Source organism: Pseudomonas sp. No.21 (genome assembly GCF_054558415.1).
The window spans coordinates 525168-547084 of record NZ_BAAJNO010000001.1 but is presented as its reverse complement, the minus strand read 5'-3'; the positions used below and the strand labels follow the sequence as shown (position 1 = coordinate 547084).

18 protein-coding genes are annotated in these 21917 nt (G+C 67.8%); 8 read left to right on the top strand and 10 right to left on the bottom strand.

All coding sequences use genetic code 11. The features are described from left to right. Positions 1 to 3: 3 nt before the first annotated feature. Both rbbA and ACYJSS_RS02290 read right to left on the bottom strand, forming a co-directional pair. Positions 4 to 2733 carry a ribosome-associated ATPase/putative transporter RbbA gene (rbbA, locus tag ACYJSS_RS02295; protein WP_236206048.1) on the bottom strand — a complete coding sequence of 910 codons (2730 nt, stop codon included), beginning with the start codon at positions 2731 to 2733 and terminating at the stop codon, positions 4 to 6. Further along, on the bottom strand, positions 2733 to 3803 hold the full coding sequence (locus ACYJSS_RS02290; protein ID WP_111262681.1) for an HlyD family secretion protein: 1071 nt from the start codon (positions 3801 to 3803) through the stop codon (positions 2733 to 2735). Before ACYJSS_RS02290 ends, rbbA begins: the two co-directional genes overlap by 1 nt. Positions 3804 to 4021: 218 nt before the next feature. On the opposite strand from ACYJSS_RS02290, the gene ACYJSS_RS02285 reads away from it, so the two are divergent. Continuing rightward, complete coding sequence (locus ACYJSS_RS02285) at positions 4022 to 4210, top strand: hypothetical protein (protein ID WP_111262682.1); 189 nt, start codon at positions 4022 to 4024, stop codon at positions 4208 to 4210. 63 nt (positions 4211 to 4273) lie between these two features. On the opposite strand, the gene ACYJSS_RS02280 is transcribed toward ACYJSS_RS02285, so the two are convergent. Both ACYJSS_RS02280 and ACYJSS_RS02275 read right to left on the bottom strand, forming a co-directional pair. Next, entirely contained in the window at positions 4274 to 4570 is a 297-nt protein-coding gene (locus ACYJSS_RS02280) for a hypothetical protein (protein ID WP_111262683.1), read from the bottom strand. A 154-nt stretch (positions 4571 to 4724) separates the two neighbouring features. Then, the gene (locus tag ACYJSS_RS02275; RefSeq protein ID WP_373875142.1) at positions 4725 to 5168 is read right to left on the bottom strand and encodes a bleomycin resistance protein; all 444 of its coding nucleotides are present in this window, start codon (positions 5166 to 5168) and stop codon (positions 4725 to 4727) included. 132 nt (positions 5169 to 5300) lie between these two features. Between ACYJSS_RS02275 and ACYJSS_RS02270 the strand changes: the two genes are divergently transcribed. Further along, positions 5301 to 5531, top strand: a complete 231-nt coding sequence (locus ACYJSS_RS02270; protein WP_111262684.1) for a DUF2789 domain-containing protein — start codon at positions 5301 to 5303, stop codon at positions 5529 to 5531. 254 nt (positions 5532 to 5785) lie between these two features. Here ACYJSS_RS02270 and ACYJSS_RS02265 read toward each other — a convergent pair whose 3' ends face one another. Then, positions 5786 to 6529 carry an SDR family oxidoreductase gene (locus ACYJSS_RS02265; RefSeq protein WP_236206049.1) on the bottom strand — a complete coding sequence of 248 codons (744 nt, stop codon included), beginning with the start codon at positions 6527 to 6529 and terminating at the stop codon, positions 5786 to 5788. A gap of 138 nt (positions 6530 to 6667) precedes the next feature. On the opposite strand from ACYJSS_RS02265, the gene ACYJSS_RS02260 reads away from it, so the two are divergent. Continuing rightward, positions 6668 to 7582 (top strand): LysR family transcriptional regulator, encoded by a 915-nt coding sequence (locus tag ACYJSS_RS02260; RefSeq protein WP_236206050.1) that lies wholly within the window; start codon positions 6668 to 6670, stop codon positions 7580 to 7582. A 398-nt stretch (positions 7583 to 7980) separates the two neighbouring features. Here ACYJSS_RS02260 and ACYJSS_RS02255 read toward each other — a convergent pair whose 3' ends face one another. Beyond that, positions 7981 to 8985 carry a zinc-dependent alcohol dehydrogenase family protein gene (locus ACYJSS_RS02255; protein WP_218281330.1) on the bottom strand — a complete coding sequence of 335 codons (1005 nt, stop codon included), beginning with the start codon at positions 8983 to 8985 and terminating at the stop codon, positions 7981 to 7983. Positions 8986 to 9216: 231 nt separating this feature from the next. Between ACYJSS_RS02255 and ptrC the strand changes: the two genes are divergently transcribed. Beyond that, positions 9217 to 9408, top strand: coding sequence for a type III secretion system co-regulatory protein PtrC (ptrC, locus tag ACYJSS_RS02250; protein WP_111262723.1), 192 nt, complete (start codon positions 9217 to 9219; stop codon positions 9406 to 9408). Positions 9409 to 9432: 24 nt separating this feature from the next. Here ptrC and ACYJSS_RS02245 read toward each other — a convergent pair whose 3' ends face one another. From ACYJSS_RS02245 to ACYJSS_RS02230, 4 genes are all read right to left on the bottom strand, one after another. Next, positions 9433 to 11670 (bottom strand): xanthine dehydrogenase family protein molybdopterin-binding subunit, encoded by a 2238-nt coding sequence (locus tag ACYJSS_RS02245; RefSeq protein ID WP_111262687.1) that lies wholly within the window; start codon positions 11668 to 11670, stop codon positions 9433 to 9435. 11 nt (positions 11671 to 11681) lie between these two features. Next, the gene (locus ACYJSS_RS02240) at positions 11682 to 12140 is read right to left on the bottom strand and encodes a (2Fe-2S)-binding protein (RefSeq protein WP_111262688.1); all 459 of its coding nucleotides are present in this window, start codon (positions 12138 to 12140) and stop codon (positions 11682 to 11684) included. 140 nt (positions 12141 to 12280) lie between these two features. After that, a complete protein-coding gene (locus ACYJSS_RS02235) occupies positions 12281 to 13207 on the bottom strand; it encodes an AraC family transcriptional regulator (RefSeq protein WP_111262689.1) in 927 nt (308 codons plus the stop codon). A 244-nt stretch (positions 13208 to 13451) separates the two neighbouring features. Beyond that, positions 13452 to 14471, bottom strand: a complete 1020-nt coding sequence (locus ACYJSS_RS02230; RefSeq protein WP_111262690.1) for a zinc-dependent alcohol dehydrogenase family protein — start codon at positions 14469 to 14471, stop codon at positions 13452 to 13454. Between the two features lie 166 nt (positions 14472 to 14637). On the opposite strand from ACYJSS_RS02230, the gene ACYJSS_RS02225 reads away from it, so the two are divergent. The 4 genes from ACYJSS_RS02225 (at position 14638) to ACYJSS_RS02210 (ending at position 21883) form a co-directional block, all read left to right on the top strand. Next, positions 14638 to 15555: a LysR family transcriptional regulator gene (locus ACYJSS_RS02225; RefSeq protein ID WP_111262691.1), complete on the top strand. Its 918-nt coding sequence runs from the start codon at positions 14638 to 14640 to the stop codon at positions 15553 to 15555. 495 nt (positions 15556 to 16050) lie between these two features. After that, positions 16051 to 17292, top strand: coding sequence for a multidrug efflux RND transporter periplasmic adaptor subunit MexE (gene mexE / locus ACYJSS_RS02220; RefSeq protein ID WP_236206051.1), 1242 nt, complete (start codon positions 16051 to 16053; stop codon positions 17290 to 17292). An 11-nt stretch (positions 17293 to 17303) separates the two neighbouring features. Beyond that, positions 17304 to 20492, top strand: a complete 3189-nt coding sequence (locus ACYJSS_RS02215; RefSeq protein ID WP_111262693.1) for an efflux RND transporter permease subunit — start codon at positions 17304 to 17306, stop codon at positions 20490 to 20492. Further along, on the top strand, positions 20489 to 21883 hold the full coding sequence (locus ACYJSS_RS02210; protein WP_236206052.1) for an efflux transporter outer membrane subunit: 1395 nt from the start codon (positions 20489 to 20491) through the stop codon (positions 21881 to 21883). Before ACYJSS_RS02215 ends, ACYJSS_RS02210 begins: the two co-directional genes overlap by 4 nt. Positions 21884 to 21917 lie beyond the last annotated feature (34 nt).

Sequence of the window (21917 nt, the reverse complement as noted above, 5' to 3'; positions counted from 1 at the left end):
GGGTCAGGCCTCCTGCTTCTTCAGCGCGAGCACGCTGAACAGGGTGAGCAACGGGATGGTCAGCAGCAGCGGCACGAAGTAGTAGGCCAGGTCGGCGAAGCCCAGTGCCTTGGAGAACACGCCCCGGCTGATGATGAGGAAATGGGTGGCGGGATAGGCCTGGCCGATGAGCGCCGCCGCGCCTTCCAGGGACGACACCGGGTGCACCAGCCCGGAGAACTGGATGGCCGGCACCATGGTGGCGATGGCGACGCCGAACACCGCGGCGATCTGGCTGCGCATGAAGGTGGAGAGGAACAGGCCGAGCCCGGTGGCGGCCGTGACGTAGCACAGCGCGGCGAGCACCAGGGTGACGAAGCTGCCCTTGAGCGGCACGCCGAACACGAACACCGCCAACGCCACCATCAGCAGGAAGCTGACCATGCCCATCGCCACGTAGGGCAGCTGCTTGCCCAGCAGGAACTCCAGCCGCGTGACCGGCGTGACGTAGAGGTTGGTGATCGAGCCCAGCTCCTTCTCGCGCACCACGCCGAGGGCGGTGAGCATCGCCGGAATCATGATCAGCAGCAGCGGGATCACCGCCGGCACCATGGCCTTGAGGCTTTCCACGTCCGGGTTGTAGCGGTAGCGCACCTCGACGCTGGCGGCACTCCGGCCGCCCCCTTCGGGCGACTGCCGGCCGAGTTCGGCGAGGTAGCCCAGGTGCATGCCCTGCACGTAGCCGGCGACGGTGTTGGCGCGGGTCGGCATGGAGCCGTCGATCCACACGCCGATGGCGGGGCTGGCGCCACGCTTCAGATCACGGCCGTAGCCGGGCGGGATTTCCACGGCCAGGCTCAGCTCGCCGCTGCGCATGCGCCGGTCCAGTTCCGCGTAGTCCTGGATCGGCGCGCGCTCGATGAAGTAGCGCGAGCCGGAGAGGTTCAGTGCGTAGGCCTGGCTGGTGGTGGTCTGGTCGCGGTCGAGCACCGCATAGGAGAGGTCCTCGACGTCCATGCTGATGCCGTAGCCGATGATGAACATCAGCAGCACGGTGCCGAGCAGGGCCAGGGTCAGGCGGATCGGGTCGCGACGCAGCTCCATGGCCTCGCGCCGTGCATAGCTGAACAGCCGCTGCGGGCTGAAGCCGCGCCCGGCACGGGCGGTTTCGGTCGACCGGGTCGCCGGGGCCGCCTCGGCAGGGGCCTTGCCGGCGATGCCGGCGGCCTCCTCCAGGTAGGCGATGAAGGTCGCCTCCAGGCTCGGCAGGCCGCGAGCGGCCACGAGGTTCGCCGGGGTGTCGCTGGCCAGCACGCGGCCGGCGTGCATCAGCGAGATGCGGTCGCAACGCTCGGCCTCGTTCATGAAGTGGGTGGAGATGAAGATGGTCACGCCATCGTTGCGCGACAGGTCGATCATCAGCTCCCAGAAGCCGTCGCGGGCCACCGGGTCGACCCCGGACGTGGGCTCGTCGAGGATGAGGATCTCCGGCTCGTGGATCACCGCGACCGCCAGGGACAGGCGCTGGCGGATGCCCAGCGGCAGCGCGTCGGGCAGCTCGTCGGCCACGCCCGCCAGGTCGAAGCGCTGCATCATCGCCGCCACCCGCGCCTCGATGCGCTCGGCCGGCAGGTGGAACAGCCGCGCATGCAGCACCAGGTTCTGCCGCACCGTCAGCTCGCGGTACAGGGAGAACGCCTGGGACATGTAGCCCACCCGCCGCCGGGTGGCCATGTCGCCGGCATCCACCGGCTGGCCGAACAGCGCGCAACTGCCTTCGCTGGCGGGCAGCAGGCCGGTGAGCATCTTCATGGTGGTGGATTTGCCGCAGCCATTGGAGCCGAGGAAACCGAAGATCTCGCCGCGCTCGATGCGGAAGCTGACGCGGTCGACGGCGACGAACTCGCCGAAGCGGCAGGTCAGCCCGTCCGCCTCGATGGCCACGGCACGCTCGCCCTCGGGCAGCGGCGGGATCACCAGGCGCCGGTGGTCGCGGCGCTTCTCTTCCGGCAGCAGGGCGATGAAGGCCGCCTCCAGGCTGTCGGTGCCGGTCTGGGTGCGGATTTCGGCGGGGCTGCCGGTGGCCAGCACGCGCCCGGCGTCCATCGCCACCAGGCTGTCGAAGCGCTCGGCTTCTTCCATGTAGGCGGTGGCCACCAGCACGCTCATGCCGTCGCGGCCCTGGCGGATGCGGGCGATCAGCTCCCAGAACTGGTTGCGCGACAGCGGGTCGACGCCGGTGGTGGGCTCGTCGAGGATCAGCAGGTCCGGGTCGTGGATCAGCGCGCAGCACAGGCCGAGCTTCTGCTTCATGCCGCCGGAAAGCTTGCCCGCCGGGCGCTCGCGGAACGGGTCGAGGCCGGTGCTGCGCAGCAGGTCGTCGATGCGCCGCTCGCGCTCGGCGCGGTCGTGGCCGAACAGGCGGCCGAAGAAGTCGAGGTTCTCGAACACCGTCAGCGTCGGGTAGAGGTTCTTGCCCAGCCCCTGGGGCATGTAGGCGACGCGCTGGCAGATGGCGCGGCGGTGGCGGGCCGAGCGCATGTCGCCGCCCAGCACCTCGATCTCGCCCTGCTGCATCTTCCGCGCGCCGGCCAGCAACGCCAGCAGGCTGGACTTGCCGACGCCGTCCGGGCCGATCAGGCCGACCATGCGGTTGGCCGGGATCGCCAGGTCAACCTCGTGCAGGGCGAAGGTTTGGCCGTAGGCCAGGCTGACCCCGGCCAGGTGGGCGACGCTGCCGTCGGAGGCGTTCATCAGGGCACCTTCACCTGCAGGTGCTGCGGCCATTGCCGTTCGGCATCCAGGCGCAGGTAGGCCATGCCGGGCACGCCGGTCTTCACCGCGGTCATGTGCTGCTTGAGCAGCGCCGGGTCGATGCGCGCCTTGACGCGGAACATCAGCTTCTCGCGCTCGCTGGCGGTCTCCACCGTCTTCGGCGTGAACTGGGCGACGCTGGCCACGTAGGAGACCTTGGCGGGGATCACGTACTGCGGCACCGCGTCGATGATCAGCCGCACCTCGTCGCCCAGGTGCACGCGCCCGGCCTGGCCGGCGGGCAGGAAGAAAGTCATGTAGACGTCGCCCAGGTCCACCAGGTTGAGCAGCTTGCCGCCAGCCGGCAGCACTTCGCCCGGCTGCGCCACGCGGTATTGCACGCGGCCGGCGCGGGGGGCCTTGAGCAGGCTGTCGTCGATGTCCGCCTGCAGCCGGGCGACGCTGGCATTGGCCGCCTCGATGGCCGACTGCGCCTCGATCACCTGGGACTTGGCCGCCTCGATGCCGGCCTGGGCGGAGATCACCTGGGAGCGCGAGGCGGCCAGTGCCGCCTGGGCGCTCTGCATCACCGCGCGATCATCGTCCAGTTGCTGCTGGGGCATGGCGTTGCGCTTGACCAGGGTCTCGGTACGGGCGAAGCGCTTCTGGGTGGCCACCAGTTCCGCCTCGCGCTGGCTGACCACCGCCTTGGCCGTGGCCTGCTCGCTCTCACGCTGGGCCACCAGCGCCTGGGCGGTGAGCCGCGCGTTCTGGGCCTGGCGCACCTGCGCCTGGGCCTGGGCCAGCTGCGCCTGCAGCACCTGGGTGTCCATCTGCGCCACCGGCTGGCCGGGGGTGAGGAAGTCGCCCTCGTCGACCATTATCTCGGACACGCGGCCGGCGAGCTTGGTCGCCACGTCCACCTCGGTGGCTTCGATCCGCCCGTTGCCGCTGGCGAACCCCTCGCCCAGGCCGACCGGCCGCAACACCCACCAGGCGCCGGCGGCCACCGCCACGGCGGCCAGCAGTGCCGCCGCCCAGGTCAGTTTCTGCTTGCTTGGCTGCTTCATCTTGGTATCCCGAATGGCTGGATTTCGATGGGGGAAATCATCTGCCGAACGGCAATGAGTCACATTGACTCATGTCAGGTCGGCCTTTTTCCGCCCCTTCCGGCTCGACGTCCATCCAGACGAAGCCACGGCAGGCACCAACGACTTGATGTATGATTGCGCGCCTCGAACACGGCCAACCACGATCAACCCGGCGCCCATGCGCCCCCGGACCGACCATGAACACCAGCGAAACCACCAGCCCCGAGCAACAGCCCCAGACCGAAGGCAGCGCCGAGGCGGCCGCCCCGGCCAAGGCCGTGAAGAAGCAGAACGTGCCCTGGTACCAGACCCTCAAGTCCCACGACCGCGGCCAGCGCCCCGGCGCGGCACCGCGCGGCTCGCGCCGCTCGATGGGCAAGCGCTGATCCGGCGCACCGGCACAAAAAAAGCCAGCGTGATGCTGGCTTTTTTGTGGGCGCCCGGCGGGGTTACTGGCTGTTCTTGACCAGGCTCATGCGCTTCTCGGTGAACACGCAGATCACCCCGGCGTTGTTGTACATCACCTCGTGGTTGAAGTTGCAGTACGCTGCGGCAACGCTCAAGGGAAGCTGCTCGCTGCTCCAGCGGGCCGGCTTGAACCAGGACAGCTCGCCTTCCTTGCACTGGCGCGCCTCGGCATCGGAGCTGTAGGTGCAAAGCACAGACTGGTCGACTTCCCCCTTGAAGCAACCGGCCAGGGGAAGGAAGCAAAGGCCTGCCAACAGAAGTTTGGTGTGGGTACGCATGACAGCTCCGGAATCGGCATGTGAAGGAATCAGTGCCGATTTGAACCAGCCCAGCGGCACGGGTTCCGTGGCGTCGGCAAAGATTTCCAGCGCATCCGCCCAGCAGGCCCCCGCGTTCGCGGGGGTCCACTGAAGCTCAGCGCCTGCGCCGCCGTCACGCCCCAGGCGGCAAAGCATCGCCGCACGCGCGCAGCCCAAGGCTCTGGTGGAAGCGCAGCAGGTAGCCGTCCGGGTCCTGGAGGAGGAAGTTGAGCTCACCGTGCGCCTGCTCGTCCTGGCGGTACCAGCGTTCCTCGGCTGCGCGCCGCAAGGACACCCCGGCCGCCTCGATGCGCGCGATCAACGCGAGCGCGTCGGCGCAACGGATCGACAGGTTGAGCCCACGCCCGAATGGCGGTTCCAGGGGCTCGACCCGCCACTCCGAGGCCTCGCCGTCGTCCTCCTCCAGCATCAGCTGGGCCTCGCCGAAGCGCAGGTAGGCGAAGCGGTGCTCGGGGCGCTGGTACGCCACGTCGAAACCCAGGACACGGCAATGGAAATCCAGGCTGCGGGCGAAATCGACGACCAGCAACTCCGGGACCAGGGCATTGAAATGCATGATGGGTTCCTTGCTCAGATGCCCACCCCGCATGGGCGGGCGCGCCACCTTAGCGCAGGATTCACCGACACTAAAAGCGCGGAGCATGGGTCTATAGTCCCTGCATCTTTCCCATCCGTAACGGAGCCCTCAATGGATACGACCCCGCACAACCTCGCCACCCTCTTCGAGCAGCTCGGCCTGGCATCCGAGCACGACAGGATCGAGGCCTTCATCGCCGACCACCCCCTCGCCGACGGCCAGAAGATCCACGAAGCGCCCTTCTGGAACGAAGCCCAGAGCGCCTTCCTGCGCAATGCCCTGGTGCAGGACGCCGACTGGGCCGTGGAGGTGGACGAGCTGGCGGTGCGCCTGTCGAAGTGAGTCGGCGAACAGCCAGAGAAGCACGTGGCTCAGATGTAGGGTGTGCTGCGCGCACCTGGACTCGCCGGAAGCACCGAGCGGAGGTGCGCACGGCACACCCTACGGCACGCGTTTGTCCTGATGGGTTCGGAACTCCGGCCCTCACCAGCAGCGCCGATAGCTCAGCAACACTCCTAGGACGCGATGCCTGAAGACCGAATGAAAAACGGCCCATGGGGGCCGTTTCGTTTTGCTGCGCAGGTACACCCGCTCGATCAGAAATCCTGCACGGTCGGGCGCAGCACCACTTCGCTGATGTCCACGTCCGCCGGTTGCCCCACCGCGTAGGCGATGGCCCGGGCGACGGATTCGGCGGGGATCGCCAGCTTGTAGAACTCGCCCAGGGCCTGGCGGCTTTCCTCGTGGGAGCTGCCCAGCTTCAGTTCCGAATCCACCGCGCCGGGGGAGATGACGGTGACGCGGATATCGCCGCCCACTTCATGACGCAGGCCGTCGCTGATGGCACGCACGGCGAACTTGGTGCCGCTGTACACGGTGCCGCCCGGGCTGAACACCTTGTGGCCGGCCACCGAGGCGACGTTGATGAACTGGCCGCTGCGCTGTGCCTGGAACACCGGCAGCGCCGCCGCGATGCCGTAGAGCACGCCCTTGATGTTGATGTCGATCATGCGGTCCCACTCCTGCACCGGGGTTTCGGAGAGCGGCGCGATGGCCATCAGGCCGGCGTTGTTGACCAGTACGTCGATGCGGCCGAAGGCCTCGATGCCGCCCTGGACCAGGGCGCGGACCTGCGCCGGGTCGGTGACGTCGGTGGCGAAGGCCACGGCCTTGCCGCCGGCAGCGGTGATTTCGCTGACCAGCGCGTCGAGACGGTCGACGCGGCGCGCACCGAGCACCACCGAGGCGCCCAGGGCGGCCAGGTGCCGGGCGGCGGCTTCGCCGAGGCCGCTGCTGGCGCCGGTGATGACGATGACTTTGCCGTTGATGTTGTTGCTCATGTCGGGTTCCTCAGGTTGGCTGCCGGCAGGAGGGGTTCCTGCTGCTGGAGGCCAGTATGGAAATCCGATGACGCCCAGGGAATGGAAGGATTAGGATTGCGGAATTCCAGATTCCGGAACAGTCCGAAGGCCGCCGACATGCTCAACCGAATGGAAATGCTGCGCATCTTCTGCATCGCCGCCGAGTCCGCCAGCTTTCGCGAAGCCGCCACGCGCCTCGGCGCCTCCCCGCAGACGGTGACCCGGGCGATCAAGGACCTGGAGCAACTGGTGGGCGAGCCGCTGTTCCATCGCAGCACGCGACAGGTGCAGATCACCGCCTACGGCGAACTGCTGGCGGCCCAGGCGCGGGAGACCCTGGGCAGCTTCGACCAGCTGTTCCAGCGCCACGTCCGCCGGGGCCGGGACGAGATGGCCGGCCGCGTGGGCGTCGCTGCACCCCGCTCCATCGGCCGGCGCTTCGTGCTGCCGCTGCTGGCCGAGTTGCAACGCGAGCACCCCGAGATCGTGCTGGACATGCGCCTGTCGGACCAGATGACGGATTCGGTCGACGAGCAGATCGATATCGGCGTGCGCATGGGCTTCATCCGCGATCGCCGCTACATCGCCCGCCCCACGGCGACCGTGCCGCTCTACGTGGTGGGCGCGCCGGCACTGATCGAGCGCGTCGGCACCCCGGAAGACATCGATGCCCTGAACCGGCTGCCGACCACCGCGCTGATCGACGGCAATACCGGGCGCCTCTGGCCCTGGACCTTCGCCGAGGACCGCCAGCTGCAACCGCAGCGCGCCGCCTTCACCACCGACGACCAGGAGTGCGAATGCGAGGCGGTGCTGGCGGGCGTCGGCTTCGGGCAACTGCCCAGCTACCTGGTGACGCCGCACATCCGCGCCGGACGCATGGTGCGGGTGCTAGTCGACGACGAATCGCCGTCCTGGCAGATGTTCGTCTACCGGCCCCAGCGCGGCCCGGTGTCACCCCGGGTGCGGCGGGTGTTCGATCGGCTGGTGGAACGGCTTTCCGATCCGACCTGGGTTCCGCTGGAGCCCTGACCTCCCGGCAAATCGGATGGGTAGAGCGCGGCGAAACCATCGATCCGAGCCTGGAACACCGCGATCATCGGCGCCCCCAGCATGGGTTTCGCACGGCTCTACCCATCCTACGAGTCGAACTGCGGCCCGTAGGATGGCGTGGAGCGCAGCGAAACCCATCGATCCGAGCCTGGAACACCGCGATCATCGGCGCCCCCAGCATGGGTTTCGCACGGCTCTACCCATCCTGCGAGTCGAACTGCGGCCCGTAGGATGGCGTAGAGCGCAGCGAAACCCATCGATCCGTACCTGGAACACCACGATCATCGGCGACCCCCAGCATGGGTTTCGCACGGCTCTACCCATCCTGCGAATTGAACTCCGGCGCAGCGAAACCCATCACCGCCGTTGTCCGGGGTTCACTCGGCTATATCGATGACGATCTTGCCGAAGGCGGTGCCCTGCTCCACCGCGTCGTGGGCGTCGTGGGCGGTCGCCAGGGTGAAATGACGCGGGTCGAGCACCGGCTTTAGCTTGCCGGCCTCCACCAGGCGCGTGGCGTCGGCGAGGACTTCGCCGTGGTGGGCACGGCCCTCACCGGTAAGCATCGGCAGCAACACGAACACGCCATTGACGGTCGCCGCCCGCAGCGAGGATGGCGCCAGGCTGTGGGTGCCGAAGGCGGCACAGCTGACCACATGGCCACGGATGCGCACCGACTCCAGGGCGTCGTCGAGGGAGCTGCCGCCCACGGTGTCGTAGACCACGTCGAAGCCCTTGCCGCCGGTGAAGGCCGCCACGTAATCGGCCGCCTTGGTGGTGTGGTAGTCGATGGGCGTGGCGCCCAGGCCGCGCACCATCTCGTGCTTGGCCGGCGAGGCGGTGGCGAACACCTCGGCGCCGAAGGCCTTGGCGATCTGCACGGCGATATGGCCCACGCCGCCGGAACCACCGGTGACCAGCACCGTCTGCCCGGCATGCAGGCGCGCGCTGTCCACCAGGCCTTCCCAGGCGGTGAGGAACACCAGCGGCAGTGCCGCGGCTTCGCGCATGCTCAGGTTCTTCGGCTTCAGCGCCAGCAGGCGCCAGTCCACCGCAGAGAATTCGGCCAGGGTGCCTTGCAGGCCGCGCACGCCGCCGACCAGGCCGTAGACCTCGTCACCCACCTTGAAGCGGCTGACGCCCGCGCCCACCGCCTCGACCACGCCGGCCAGCTCGGTGCCCAGCACCGCCGGCAGCACCGGGTCGGCATAGGGCGCCCGGCCGGTGCGGATCTTGTAGTCGATGGGGTTGACCCCGCTGGCCTCGATACGCACCAGGACCTGGCCCTCGCCGGCGACCGGGCGGGCGATCTCCTGCTGGATGAAACGGCCGCTCTGGTAATCCTCGAGCACGAGGGCGCGCATGGTGACGGGGTTGGACATGGTTTCACTCCTTGCAATCAGTCTCGCCGAGGTCTGCCCCGGCATCCGGCGCCCACTATAGAGCCGCCGCGAAAGCGAGGAAACAGGCGGCGAAACCGCATCCTCCGGCAGCGCAACGGCAAGCATCGACGTCACTGATACTCACCATCAGCCCCTTTCAATTCTCCGATTGCCAGCGCACCGGCAAGATTCGCTCATCGGCCTTGTGCCCCATGAACCGAGATGCCAGCCATGACCGCCTACTCGAAAATCGTCGACAGCAGCTACCTGGTCACCCACGTCACCCTGGATGAATTCCATCTGCACTTCGAAACCGAAGTCGCCGTCTGCCAGGAAGACGGCACCTTCGAGATGCTCCAGGCGCCGACGCCGATTGCCGAGCGTCGCGCCCTGCGCCAGCTGATCCGCAACCAGGCCGCCTGATTCCGGCGGCCCGGTCGCGCCGCCTCAGGCCTTGACCTGGGCGGGGAACGGCAGGGTTCGCAGGCGCACGCCCACCGCCGCATGCAGGGCGTTGGCCAGTGCCGGGGCCAGGGGCGGAACCCCGGGCTCACCCACCCCGGTGGGCTGCTCGGTGGACGGCAGGATGTGCACCTCCACGGCCGGCATCTCGTTGATCCGCAACACCTGGAAGTCGTGGAAGTTGGATTGCTCCACCGCTCCGTCCTTCAGCGTCACCGCGCTATGCAGTGCTGCCGCCAGGCCAAAGCCGATACCGCCCTCCATCTGCGCCCGGATCACATCGGGGTTGATCGGCACGCCGCAATCCACGGCGCAGACCACGCGGTCCACCTTGTAGCTGCCATCGGCCTTCACCGTCACCTCCACCACCTGGGCCACATAGCTGCCGAAGGATTCGTGCACGGCGATCCCGCGACCGCGCTTCTCACCCTCGCCGCCAGCCTTGAGCGGCTGCTTCCAGCCGGCCTTGTCCGCCACCAGCTCCAGCACGCCGCGATGGCGCGGATGCTTCTCCAGCAGCGCGTGGCGGTAGTCGTACGGGTCCTTGCCGGCGGTGGTCGCCGCTTCGTCGATCAGCACCTCGGCAGCGAAGCCGGTGTGGGTGTGGCCCACCGAGCGCCACCACTGCACCGGGACGTGGATGTCCTCGGGGGTGGACAGCTCCACCTGCAGGTTGGGCACGGCGTAGGAGAGGTTCGCCAGCCCTTCCACGGAGGTGTTGTCGATGCCGTCCTTGATCAGGAAGGCCTCCATGCCGGTGCCCTTGATGATGGACTGGCCGACGATGCGGTGATGCCAGGCCAGCAGCTTGCCCTCGGCGTCCAGCGCGAGACGCGCGCGGTGCAGGTAGGCCGGGCGGTAGTAGCCGCCGCGGGTGTCGTCCTCACGGGTCCAGACCAGTTTCACCGGCGCCTTGATGCCCTTGTCGCGCGCGGCCTTGGCCACCGCCACCGCCTCCAGCGGGTAGTCGGAAAGCGGGTTGGCACGGCGGCCGAAGCTGCCGCCGGCGTAGAGCTGGGTGATGGCGACCTTCTCCACGGGGATGCCCAGGTACTTGGCCACCGTCACCTGGTCGCCGGTCTGCCACTGCTCGCCGTTCCACAGCTCGCAGGCACCGTCGGAGAGCCGGACCAGGCAGTTCATCGGCTCCATCGCCGCGTGGGCCAGGTAGGGGAATTCGAAGTCCGCCTCGATCAGCTTCGCCGGCTTGGCCAGCGCGGCCTCGACGTCACCGCTGCGCGCGGCCATCAGCCCCGGCCTGCCAGCGCTCTCGCGGTACTTGGCGAAGATCTCGGCGCTGCCCAGCTTGAAGGCCTTGCTCTCGTCCCATTCGATGACCAGCGCGTCGCGGCCCTGGCGTGCGGCCCAGGTGTTCTTCGCCAGTACGGCGACCCCGGCACGGCCATGGGGCAGGTCGCGGAACTCGACCACCTCCACCACATCGGCGATGGCCTTGGCCTTGCTCGCGTCCACCGTCTTCGGCACGCCGCCGAAGCGCGGCGGGTAGGCGACCACCGCCACCAGCATGCCGGGCAGCTTGAAATCCTGGGTGAAGACGGCGCTGCCGTTGGTCTTGTCGTGGCTGTCCTTGCGCTTGGCGGTCATCTGGCCGATGAGCTTGAAGTCCTTGGGTGCCTTGAGCTTCACCTCGGTGGGCACCGATTCCTGCGCGGCCGCCTCGGCCAGTTCGCCGAAGCCGGCCTTGTTGCCGGAGGCGGCATGGGCGACCACGCCTTCGCTGACGGTGATGGATTCCGCCGGCACCTTCCACTTCTTGGCGGCGGCAGCGACCAGCATGGCCCGCGCGCTGGCCCCGGCCTTGCGCATCTGCTCGAAGGAGTTGGCCATGGCGCTGCTGCCACCGGTGCCCTGCAGGGTGCCGAAGGCCAGGTTGTTGTAGACGGCGGCGTTGGCCGGCGCGCCTTCGACCACCACACGGCTCCAGTCGGCGTCCAGTTCCTCGGCCACCAGGGTGGCGAGGCCGGTGTAGGCGCCCTGCCCCATCTCCACATGCTTGGCGACCACGGTCACGGTGCCGTCGCGGGCGATGCGCACGAAGGCGTTGGGTTCGAAGCGCGCGTCGGCGGCGAACATCTCGGCGGCGTCCAGGAGCGGCGAGAAGAGCACGCCCAGGGCCAGCCCTCCGCTGCCCTGCAGGAAGGTCCGCCGGCTGATGTTGAGGATGCCGTTGCCCGGCGTGCTCTGGGTTTCGATCTTGCCCATGTCGTTGCTCCTCAGGCCAGTTGGCCGGCTGCTTCGTGGATGGCCGCGCGGATGCGCACATAGGTGGCGCAGCGGCAGATGTTGCCGCTCATGGCGGCATCGATGTCGGCGTCGCTGGGTTTGCGGTTACCCGCCAGCAGAGCCGTGGCCGCCATGATCTGCCCCGACTGGCAGTAGCCGCACTGCACCACGTCGAGCTTGCGCCAGGCGTCCTGCACCGCCTTGCCCACTGCGCCCTCGCCCACCGCCTCGATGGTGGTGATCTTCTTGCCCACCAGCATGGATACCGGGGTCACGCAGGCCCGCGTCGGCTGGCCATCCACGTGCACCGTGCAGGCACCGCACAGGGCCATGCCGCAGCCGTACTTGGTGCCGGTCATTTCGGCGACATCGCGCAATGCCCAGAGCAGCGGCATGTCGGGGGCGATATCGAGTTCCTTGTCTTGGCCATTCAGGTTCAGGGTGATCATCGGCTTCTCCACCTCTACGGGTATGGATTCATGGGGCGCCGGCCACGGGCGGGCCGGTTCAGGGCACGGTTGTTTCAGGGTAGAAGCTCCCTGGCCGCCCCACGGCCGTTGCGACGGCGGGACGACCAGCGGAGCGGGTATCAGGCACTCTGGCGTAGGCGCGCGATGTCGCGCTGCGGCGGCTCGCCGAACAGGCGGCTGTATTCGCGGCTGAACTGCGAAGGGCTCTCGTAGCCCACGCGGCTGCCGGCGGTGGCCGCATCCAGCGCCTCGGCGAGCATCAACCGGCGCGCCTCCTGCAGGCGCAGCTGCTTCTGGAACTGCAGCGGGCTCATGGCGGTGACCGACTTGAAGTGATGGTGCAGCGCCGAGGTGCTCATGTTCACCTCACCGGCCAGGGCACCGATCTGCAACGGGCGGTGATAGTTGTTCTTCAACCAGCTGACGGCCTTGGCGATGCGCTGGGTGTGGCTGCCGACGCAGGCGATCTGGCGCAATTGCGCACTGCGCTCGCCGAGCAGCAGGCGATAGAGGATCTCCCGCTCCACCAGCGGCGCCAGCACGCCGATATCCTCCGGCGTATCGAGCAGGCCGACCAGGCGGATCAGCGCGTCCTGCAGCGGCTCGTCCAGGCTGCACACCGAGATGCCGCGCGCGGAACTGGCGACCATGGGCGAACGCTCCATCTCCAGGAGCAACTGGCTGATGAGCGCGGGCTGCAGGTTCAGGCGCAGGCCGAGGTAGGGCACCTCGGGGCTGGCATCGAGGATCTGGCCGATCACCGGCAGGTCGAGGGAGACGATCAGGTACTGGGATTGGCCATAGATGTAGGTCTCGTCGTTGAGCATGGCCTGCTTGCGCCCCTGCACCACGATGCCCAGGGCAGGCTCGTAGAGACAGTGGATGGGCTCGGTGGCGGTGCTGGCGCGGAACAGCGACAAGCGCGGGATGGGCGTCTCGTGGATGCCGTCCTCCCGGGTGAATCGTTCAATCAATCGTGCGAGGCGTGCCTGCGCGCCCAGGGGGGCGCTTTGCCCCTGCTCTTCGAGGGTTGCGGGTGTGGTCATGGTTTCAGCCCTCCGGATCAGGCGACAACTCTACTTGCGCGCGCGGGGCGCGTCTCGGGCCCGGAAACACTTCGGCAGGATCAGGCAATAATCCTGCAGAATCCTGCTACCGAAGCGGGGGGTGGGAGTCGCACACTGCCACCCCTTCGATCCTGGGCGATCGCCGTCACCGACAGGCGCCCCGTTCTCCACCCAAACGAAATCCGGCGCACGTGGCGCCGGATCCGGTACAGCGGTCACCCCATCAGTCGGCGACGTGGATGACCACGCGGCCACCGGCCGGGCAGGTTTCCATGTAGCGGCTCGCTTCGACGAAGTCGGCGAACTCGAAGACCCGGTCGATGCTCGGCTTGAGCAGGCGGTCACCGGTCATCTGGTTGATGTGCGCCAGGGCCCGCTGCACGGCGGCCTCGTCACGCTCCAGGCCGGTTTCCGGATCACCGGTGAAGTCCATCACGCAGTGGCGGAAGAACTGCAGGTGCTTCTTGAAGGCGGCGCAGGCGGGGAAGGCCGCGTCATTGCCACCGTTGATGCCATAGAGGATCAACTTGCCGCGCGGCGAGGCGACATCGCCCAGCAGCTTCATCTGCGGGCCGGCGCACTGGTCCAGCACCACTTCGACGCCCTTGCCGGCGGTGAAGCGCTCGACCTCCAGGACCAGGTCCTGCTCCTCGGTGACGATGACCTTGTCGGCGCCCAGTTCCTTGAGGAAGGGGCGGCTTTCCGGGTAGCTGGTGGAGGCGATGACGATCGCCCCCAGCGCCTTGGCCAGCTGCACCGATTGCGGCGCCAGGCAATGCCCGGCCTCGGTGATCAGCACGTGCTGCCCGGGCTTGACCTTGGCCAGCTCGACCAGGGCGAAGTAGCCCAGCAGCAGCGGCGTGTAGTGCACGGCGGCCTCGACCGGGGTCAGCACGTCGGGGTAGCGGGTCAGGGCACGGCGCGGCATCAGCACGATGTCGCCCCAGGCCGGATAGGTATTAGGGGTGGCGGACGGGAAGCTGGCCACGGCCATGCCGGGCTGCAGGTCGTCGACGCCTTCGCCGACGGCCTCTACCACACCGGCCAGCTCGAAGCCGAGCCCGGCAGGCAGACGGGCCTGTTCGGAGGCCAGGTTCTGCCGCCAGAGCACGTCTTTCCAACTGACGCCCAGCGCCTGGGTGCGCACCAGAACTTCGCCGAACCCCGGTTTGGGGGTGGGCAGCTCTTCCAGCTTGAGCACATCGGCCTCGCCGAATTGATGAAAACGGATCATGCGGGACATCACACACCTCGCCTGTGACTCTGTCATGGCCATGGACTCTATCCGGGCTTTATCCCTAAAACCACCCGCGCGCATCAATAGTTGTCATAAACACGGATGATGTGAGCCTTGACGACCGCGCTGCAGAGCCTCATTTTTCACACACTCATTTCGGAAGTAGCCCTGCATGAACAGGAACGACCTACGTAGAGTTGACCTCAATCTACTGATCGTGTTCGAGACGCTCATGCATGAGCGCAGCGTGACTCGGGCGGCGGAGAAGCTCTTCCTCGGCCAGCCCGCCATCAGTGCAGCCCTCGCGCGGCTGCGTACCCTCTTCGATGACCCGCTGTTCGTGCGCACCGGCCGCAGCATGGAGCCGTCCGCCCGCGCAGTGGAGATCTTCGCCCTGCTCTCCCCGGCGCTGGACTCCATTTCCACGGCGGTCAGCCGTGCCGCCGACTTCGACCCGGCCACCAGCAACGCGGTGTTCCGCATCGGCCTGTCCGACGACGTCGAGTTCGGCCTGCTGCCCGCCCTGCTCCGCCGCCTGCGTGCCGAAGCGCCGGGCGTGGTGCTGGTGGTGCGCCGCACCAACTACCTGCTCATGCCCAACCTGCTGGCCTCCGGGGAGATCTCAGTGGGTGTCAGCTACACCGACGAGCTGCCGGCCAACGCCAAGCGCAAGACCATCCGCCGCTCCAAGTCCAAGCTCCTGCGTGCCGATGCCGTACCCGGCCCGCTGAGCCTGGAGGACTACTGCGCGCGCCCCCACGCGCTGGTTTCCTATGCGGGCGACCTGTCCGGCTTCGTCGACGAGGAACTGGAGAAACTGGGACGCAAGCGCCGCGTGGTGCTGGCCGTGCCGCAGTTCAATGGCCTCGGTGCCCTGCTCGCCGGGACCGACATCGTCGCCGTGGTGCCCGACTACACCGCCGCAGCCCTCACCGCCGCAGGCGGCCTGCGCGTGGAGGACCCGCCCTACGGCGGCCGTGCCTTCGAACTGTCCATGGCCTGGCGCGGCGCCCAGGACAACGACCCCGCCGAGCGCTGGCTGCGCTCGCGCATCCAGATGTACTGCGGCGACCCGGACAGCCTCGAATAATCCAGCCACGCACCGCTTGGCGACTGAAGTCGCCCCTACAGGGAGCAGCGCTCCGTCGAAACGTCCGGGTCCTGTTGGGGGCACGACTGTAGGGTGGATGACGCTTTTTCATCCACCAGGCCCGTAGGGTGGGCCGGGCGGCGTTCCGCTTCAGCCCACCGAATACCCACGGCACGGCGCTTCGCGAGCAGAGCTCGCGCCTACGGCTGAGCGCCAGCGCAGGCCCGAATCGATGAAAAGAACAGCCATTCGCTTCTATCGATAGAACGCCCCGGATACCTCCCTGCAAGCAATCCCGTGAATGCTCGAAAACCGTGCAGTGGACCGCTGAAATCCCCATTCCAGTGCGGTTTTCCAGGGCAAGCCACTTACTATCAATGGAAAAAAGCGATTCATCACTGACGGTGATATTTATCTTCGTGGCGTTCGATTCGTGCATGAACGAGCCAGCCAGCAGACTCCGCCCATCTACAAATCCAATTGGCGGAGCTACACATGGAACAGTCCACGAAATCCACCTGGCGAACCGGCCTCACCCTCGCATCCCTGCTGGTGCTGGTGGCGTGCGGTAAGGCCCCCGAAGCCACGCTTGCACCCGCTGCCGCCAAGGTCAGCGTGGCCGAAGTGCTGCAACAGCCGATCAACGAATGGGACGAATTCACCGGCCGCCTGGAGGCGCCGGAATCCGTCGAGATCCGCCCGCGCGTCTCCGGTTACATCGACAGCGTGTCCTTCCGCGAAGGCAGCCTGGTGAAGAAGGGCGACCTGCTCTTCCAGATCGACCCGCGCCCCTTCCAGGCCGAAGTGAAACGCCTGGAAGCCCAGCTGCAACAGGCCCGCGCCGGCCAGACCCGCGCGCTGAACGAAGCCCGCCGCGGTGACCGCCTGCGCCAGAGCAACGCCATCTCCGCCGAGCTGGCCGATGCCCGCAGCAGCGCTGCCCTGGAAGCCCAGGCCGCCGTCGCCGCCACCCAGGCCGAGCTGGACAACGCCAAGCTCAACCTCAGCTTCACCCGCATCACCTCGCCCATCGACGGCCGCGTCAGCCGCGCCGAGATCACCGAAGGCAACCTGGTCAACGCCGGCCAGTCGCTGCTGACCTCCGTGGTCTCCACCGACAAGGTCTACGCCTACTTCGATGCCGACGAGCGCGTCTTCCTCAAGTACGTCGAACTGGCCCGCAAGGCCGGCGGCGATGCTCGTGGTGCCAGCCCCGTGTACCTGGGCCTGACCAGCGAGACCGGCAACCCGCACCTGGGCCAGCTGGACTTCCTCGACAACCAGGTCAACCCGCGCACCGGCACCATCCGTGGCCGCGCCGTGTTCGACAACAAGGACGGCCGCTTCACCCCCGGCCTCTATGCCCGCATCAAGCTGGTGGGCAGCGACACCTACCCCGCTGCGCTGATCAAGGACGATGCCATCGGCACCGACCTGGGCAAGAAGTTCGTCCTCGTCCTGGGCGAGAACAACACCGTGGCCTACCGCGCCATCGAGCTCGGCCCGAAGGTCCAGGGCCTGCGCATCATCCGCACCGGCCTGGCCAAGGGCGAGAAGATCGTGGTCAACGGCCTGCAGCACACCATGCCCGGCGCCACCGTCGACCCGCAGTCCGTGCCCATGGCCGACGAGAGCACCCTCGCCGAGCTGGCCCGCCTGCGCCAGAGCGTGGAAGGCCGTGACGCACCGCGTGTCGCCGAACAGAACGCCAAACCTGCCGTCGCTCCGCGCGGTTGAGGTAGTACGACATGAATTTTTCCCAGTTCTTCATCCTGCGGCCGATCTTCGCCGCCGTGCTGTCGCTGCTGATCCTGATCGGCGGCGCCATCTCGCTGTTCCAGCTGCCCATCAGCGAATACCCCGAGGTGGTCCCGCCCACCGTGGTCGTGCGCGCCAACTTCCCCGGCGCCAACCCCAAGGTGATCGGTGAAACCGTGGCCTCGCCCCTGGAGCAGGCCATCGTCGGCGTGGAAGGCATGCTCTACATGTCGTCCCAGTCCACCAACGACGGCAAGCTGACCCTGACCATCACCTTCGCCCTGGGTACCGACCTGGACAACGCCCAGGTGCAGGTGCAGAACCGCGTCACCCGGACCATGCCCACCCTGCCCACCGAAGTGCAGCGGCTCGGCGTGACCGTGGACAAGGCCTCCCCGGACCTGACCATGGTGGTGCACCTGACCTCGCCGGATAACCGCTACGACATGCTCTACCTGTCCAACTACGCCGCGCTCAACGTGAAGGACGAGCTGGCGCGCCTGGACGGCGTGGGCGACGTGCAGCTGTTCGGCATGGGCAACTACTCCCTGCGCGTCTGGCTGGACCCGAACAAGGTGGCCTCGCGCAACCTCACCGCCACCGACGTGGTCAACGCCATCCGCGAGCAGAACCGCCAGGTTGCGGCCGGTGCCCTGGGTGCGCCGCCGTCCGATGCGGGCAACAGCTTCCAGCTCTCGATCAACACCCAGGGCCGCCTGGTGACCGAGGAAGAGTTCGAGAACATCATCATCCGTGCCGGCGACGACGGCGAGATCACCCGCCTGCGCGACGTGGCACGCATCGAGCTGGGCTCCAGCCAGTACGCCCTGCGCTCGTTGCTGAACAACCAGCCGGCCGTGGCCATCCCGGTGTTCCAGCGCCCCGGCTCCAACGCCATCGAGATCTCCGACTCCGTGCGGGGCCGCATGGCCGAGCTGAAGAAGAGCTTCCCCCAGGGCATGGACTACGAAATCGTCTATGACCCGACCATCTTCGTGCGCGGCTCCATCGAGGCGGTGGTCCACACCCTGCTCGAAGCCATCGTGCTCGTGGTGCTGGTGGTGATCCTGTTCCTGCAGACCTGGCGCGCCTCGATCATCCCGCTGGTGGCCGTACCGGTCTCGCTGATCGGCACCTTCGCGGTGATGCACCTGTTCGGCTTCTCCCTCAACGCCCTGTCGCTGTTCGGCCTGGTACTGGCCATCGGCATCGTGGTGGACGACGCCATCGTCGTCGTGGAAAACGTCGAGCGGAACATCGGCCTCGGCAAATCACCGGTGGACGCCACCCGCCAGGCCATGAAGGAAGTGACCGGCCCCATCGTCGCCACCGCCCTCGTGCTGTGCGCCGTGTTCGTGCCCACCGCCTTCATCTCCGGCCTCACCGGGCAGTTCTACCAGCAGTTCGCGCTGACCATCGCCATCTCCACCGTGATCTCGGCCTTCAACTCGCTGACCCTGTCCCCGGCGCTGGCCGCCGTGCTGCTGAAAGACCACCACGCGCCCAAGGACCGCTTCTCGCGCATCCTCGACAAGCTCTTCGGTGGCTGGCTGTTCGGCCCGTTCAACCGCGTCTTCGAGCGCGCCGGCAACGGCTACGTCGGCACCGTGCGCCGCGTGCTGCGCGGCAGCTCGGTGGCCCTGCTGGTCTACGGCGGCATCCTGGTGCTCGGCTACATGGGCTTCTCCAGCACCCCGGCCGGCTTCGTGCCGCAGCAGGACAAGCAGTACCTGGTGGCCTTCGCCCAACTGCCCGACGCCGCGACCCTGGATCGCACCGAAGCGGTGATCAAGCGCATGTCCGAGATCGCCGCCAAGCACCCGGGCGTGGAAAACACCGTGGCCTTCCCGGGCCTGTCGATCAACGGCTTCACCAACAGCCCCAACAGCGGCATCGTGTTCACCCCGCTCAAGCCCTTCGACGAGCGCCGTGACCCGTCCATGTCCGCCGGTGCCATCGCCGCCGAGCTGAACAAGGAGTTCGCCGGTATCCAGGACGCCTACATCGCCATCTTCCCGCCGCCGCCCGTACAAGGCCTCGGCACCATCGGCGGCTTCCGCCTGCAGGTGGAGGATCGCGGCAACCTGGGCTACGAGGAGCTGTACAAGCAGACCCAGAACATCATCAACAAGGCGCGCCAGCTTCCCGAGCTGAACCCCATGTCGGTGTTCACCAGCTACCAGGTCAACGTCCCGCAGGTGGATGCCAACATCGACCGCGAAAAGGCCAAGACCCACGGCGTCGCCATCAGCGACATCTTCGACACCATGCAGGTCTACCTGGGCTCGCTGTATGCGAACGACTTCAACCGCTTCGGCCGTACCTACCAGGTCAACGTCCAGGCCGACCAGCCGTTCCGCCTCGAACCCGAGCAGATCGGCCAGCTGAAGGTGCGCAACAACCGTGGCGAGATGATCCCGCTGTCCACCTTCGTCAAGGTCGACAACGCCTCCGGCCCGGACCGCGTCATGCACTACAACGGCTTCATCACCGCCGAGATCAACGGTGCCGCCGCCCCGGGCTACAGCTCCGGCCAGGCCGAGGAAGCGATCGCCAAGCTGCTCAAGGAAGAACTGCCCAACGGCATGACCTACGAATGGACGGACCTGACCTACCAGCAGATCCTCGCCGGCAACACCGCGATCTTCATCTTCCCGCTCTGCGTGCTGCTGGCCTTCCTGGTGCTGGCCGCCCAGTACGAAAGCTGGAGCCTGCCGCTGGCGGTGATCCTGATCGTGCCGACCGTGCTGTTCTCGGCCATCGTCGGGGTAATGCTCGCCGGTAGCGACAACAACATCTTCACCCAGATCGGCCTGATCGTCCTGGTGGGCCTGGCGTGCAAGAACGCCATCCTCATCGTCGAATTCGCCAAGGAGAAACAGGAAGAAGGCCTCGACCGCCTGGCCGCGGTACTGGAAGCCTGCCGCCTGCGTCTGCGCCCGATCCTGATGACCTCCATCGCCTTCATCATGGGCGTGGTGCCCCTGGTGCTCTCCTCCGGCGCCGGCGCTGAAATGCGCCACGCCATGGGTGTCGCGGTGTTCAGCGGGATGATCGGCGTGACCTTCTTCGGCCTGCTGCTGACCCCGGTGTTCTATGTGCTGATCCGCGGCTTCGTCGAGAAAGGCGAAGCCCGCAAGGCGGCCAAGGCCCAGAAACTCAAGGAACTGCACGCATGATCAACAAGGCTTTCGCCCCTGCCCTGCTGGCCCTCGCTTTGAGCGCCTGCGCCGTGGGCCCGGACTACAAGGCCCCCGACAGCGAGCCCGTGCGGCTCGCTGCGGCAGACGCCGGCCACTACGACCGCGCCCGCTTCGAAACCCTCTGGTGGCAACAGTTCGACGACCCGACCCTGAACCAGCTGGTGCAGCAGTCCCTCGAACAGAACCGCGAGCTGCGCGTGGCCTTCGCCCGCCTGCGCGCCGCCCGCGCCATCCGTGACGACGTCGGCAACGACCAGCTGCCGACCATCACCAGCCGCGCCAGTGCCGAAGTCGGCAAGGGCCAGCAGCCCGGCCAGACCGAGCAGCGCGTCAACGCCGAGCGCTACGACCTGGGCCTGGACATGGCCTGGGAGCTGGACCTGTTCGGCCGCATCCAGCGCCAGATCGAGGCCAGCGACGCCGAGATCGGCGTCGCCCAGGCCGAACTGCAACAGCTTCAGGTCAGCCTGATCGCCGAATTGGTGGACGCCTACGGCAACCTGCGCGGCGCCCAGCTGCGTGAACGCATCGCCCGCGAAAACCTGAAGAACCAGCAGGAATCCCGCGGCCTCACCGAGCAACTGCGTGACGCCGGCGTCGGCAACGAGCTGGACGTGCTGCGCGCCGACGGCCGCCTGGCCGCCACCGAAGCCACCCTACCGCAACTGCAGGCCCTCGAAGTGCGCTCGCGCAACCGCATCGCCACCCTGCTCGGCCAGCGCCCGGAGCAGCTGACCGTGGACCTGGCGCCCAAGCCGCTGCCGGTGATCGCCAAGGAACTGCCCATCGGCGACCCCGCCGAGCTGCTGCGTCGCCGCCCCGACGTCGCCGCCGCCGAGCGCCAGCTGGCCGCCGCCACCGCCAATGTCGGCGTGGCCACGGCGGACCTGTTCCCCCGCGTCAGCCTCTCCGGCTTCCTCGGCTTCACCGCCGGGCGCGGCTCGCAGATCGGCTCTTCCGCCGCCCGTGCCTGGGGCGTGGCGCCGACCATCAGCTGGGCCGCCTTCGACCTCGGCAGCGTGCGGGCCCGCCTGCGCGGCGCCGAAGCCGAAGCCGACGGCGCCCTGGCCGGTTACGAGCAGCAGGTGCTGCTGGCCCTGGAAGAGTCGGAGAACGCCTTCAGCGACTACGCCAAGCGCCAGCAGCGGCTGATCGCCCTGGTGCGCCAGTCGGAGGCCACCCGCGCCGCCGCCCAGCAGGCCGCCGTGCGCTACCGCGAAGGCACCGTGGACTTCCTCGTGCTGCTGGACGCCGAACGCGAGCGCCTGGCCGCCGAAGACGCCCAGGCCCAGGCCGAAGTGGAGCTCTACAGCGGCATCGTCGCCATCTACAAGGCCCTCGGCGGCGGCTGGCAACCCCAGGCCTGACCTCTCCTCCTGGCTCGGCCGCCCCCCGGCCGAC

What these genes read in the sequence shown, in the direction of transcription:
- ACYJSS_RS02275 (WP_373875142.1), bottom strand. Translation starts at nt 5,168, where the DNA reads ATGCATTTCAATGCCCTGGTCCCGGAGTTGCTGGTCGTCGATTTCGCC.
- ACYJSS_RS02225 (WP_111262691.1), top strand. Translation starts at nt 14,638, where the DNA reads ATGAACAGGAACGACCTACGTAGAGTTGACCTCAATCTACTGATCGTG.
- ACYJSS_RS02260 (WP_236206050.1), top strand. Translation starts at nt 6,668, where the DNA reads ATGCTCAACCGAATGGAAATGCTGCGCATCTTCTGCATCGCCGCCGAG.
- rbbA (WP_236206048.1), bottom strand. Translation starts at nt 2,733, where the DNA reads ATGAACGCCTCCGACGGCAGCGTCGCCCACCTGGCCGGGGTCAGCCTG.
- ACYJSS_RS02215 (WP_111262693.1), top strand. Translation starts at nt 17,304, where the DNA reads ATGAATTTTTCCCAGTTCTTCATCCTGCGGCCGATCTTCGCCGCCGTG.
- ACYJSS_RS02280 (WP_111262683.1), bottom strand. Translation starts at nt 4,570, where the DNA reads ATGCGTACCCACACCAAACTTCTGTTGGCAGGCCTTTGCTTCCTTCCC.
- ACYJSS_RS02285 (WP_111262682.1), top strand. Translation starts at nt 4,022, where the DNA reads ATGAACACCAGCGAAACCACCAGCCCCGAGCAACAGCCCCAGACCGAA.
- ACYJSS_RS02270 (WP_111262684.1), top strand. Translation starts at nt 5,301, where the DNA reads ATGGATACGACCCCGCACAACCTCGCCACCCTCTTCGAGCAGCTCGGC.
- ACYJSS_RS02210 (WP_236206052.1), top strand. Translation starts at nt 20,489, where the DNA reads ATGATCAACAAGGCTTTCGCCCCTGCCCTGCTGGCCCTCGCTTTGAGC.
- ACYJSS_RS02290 (WP_111262681.1), bottom strand. Translation starts at nt 3,803, where the DNA reads ATGAAGCAGCCAAGCAAGCAGAAACTGACCTGGGCGGCGGCACTGCTG.
- ACYJSS_RS02265 (WP_236206049.1), bottom strand. Translation starts at nt 6,529, where the DNA reads ATGAGCAACAACATCAACGGCAAAGTCATCGTCATCACCGGCGCCAGC.
- ACYJSS_RS02240 (WP_111262688.1), bottom strand. Translation starts at nt 12,140, where the DNA reads ATGATCACCCTGAACCTGAATGGCCAAGACAAGGAACTCGATATCGCC.
- ACYJSS_RS02245 (WP_111262687.1), bottom strand. Translation starts at nt 11,670, where the DNA reads ATGGGCAAGATCGAAACCCAGAGCACGCCGGGCAACGGCATCCTCAAC.
- ACYJSS_RS02230 (WP_111262690.1), bottom strand. Translation starts at nt 14,471, where the DNA reads ATGTCCCGCATGATCCGTTTTCATCAATTCGGCGAGGCCGATGTGCTC.
- ptrC (WP_111262723.1), top strand. Translation starts at nt 9,217, where the DNA reads ATGACCGCCTACTCGAAAATCGTCGACAGCAGCTACCTGGTCACCCAC.
- ACYJSS_RS02255 (WP_218281330.1), bottom strand. Translation starts at nt 8,985, where the DNA reads ATGTCCAACCCCGTCACCATGCGCGCCCTCGTGCTCGAGGATTACCAG.
- ACYJSS_RS02235 (WP_111262689.1), bottom strand. Translation starts at nt 13,207, where the DNA reads ATGACCACACCCGCAACCCTCGAAGAGCAGGGGCAAAGCGCCCCCCTG.
- mexE (WP_236206051.1), top strand. Translation starts at nt 16,051, where the DNA reads ATGGAACAGTCCACGAAATCCACCTGGCGAACCGGCCTCACCCTCGCA.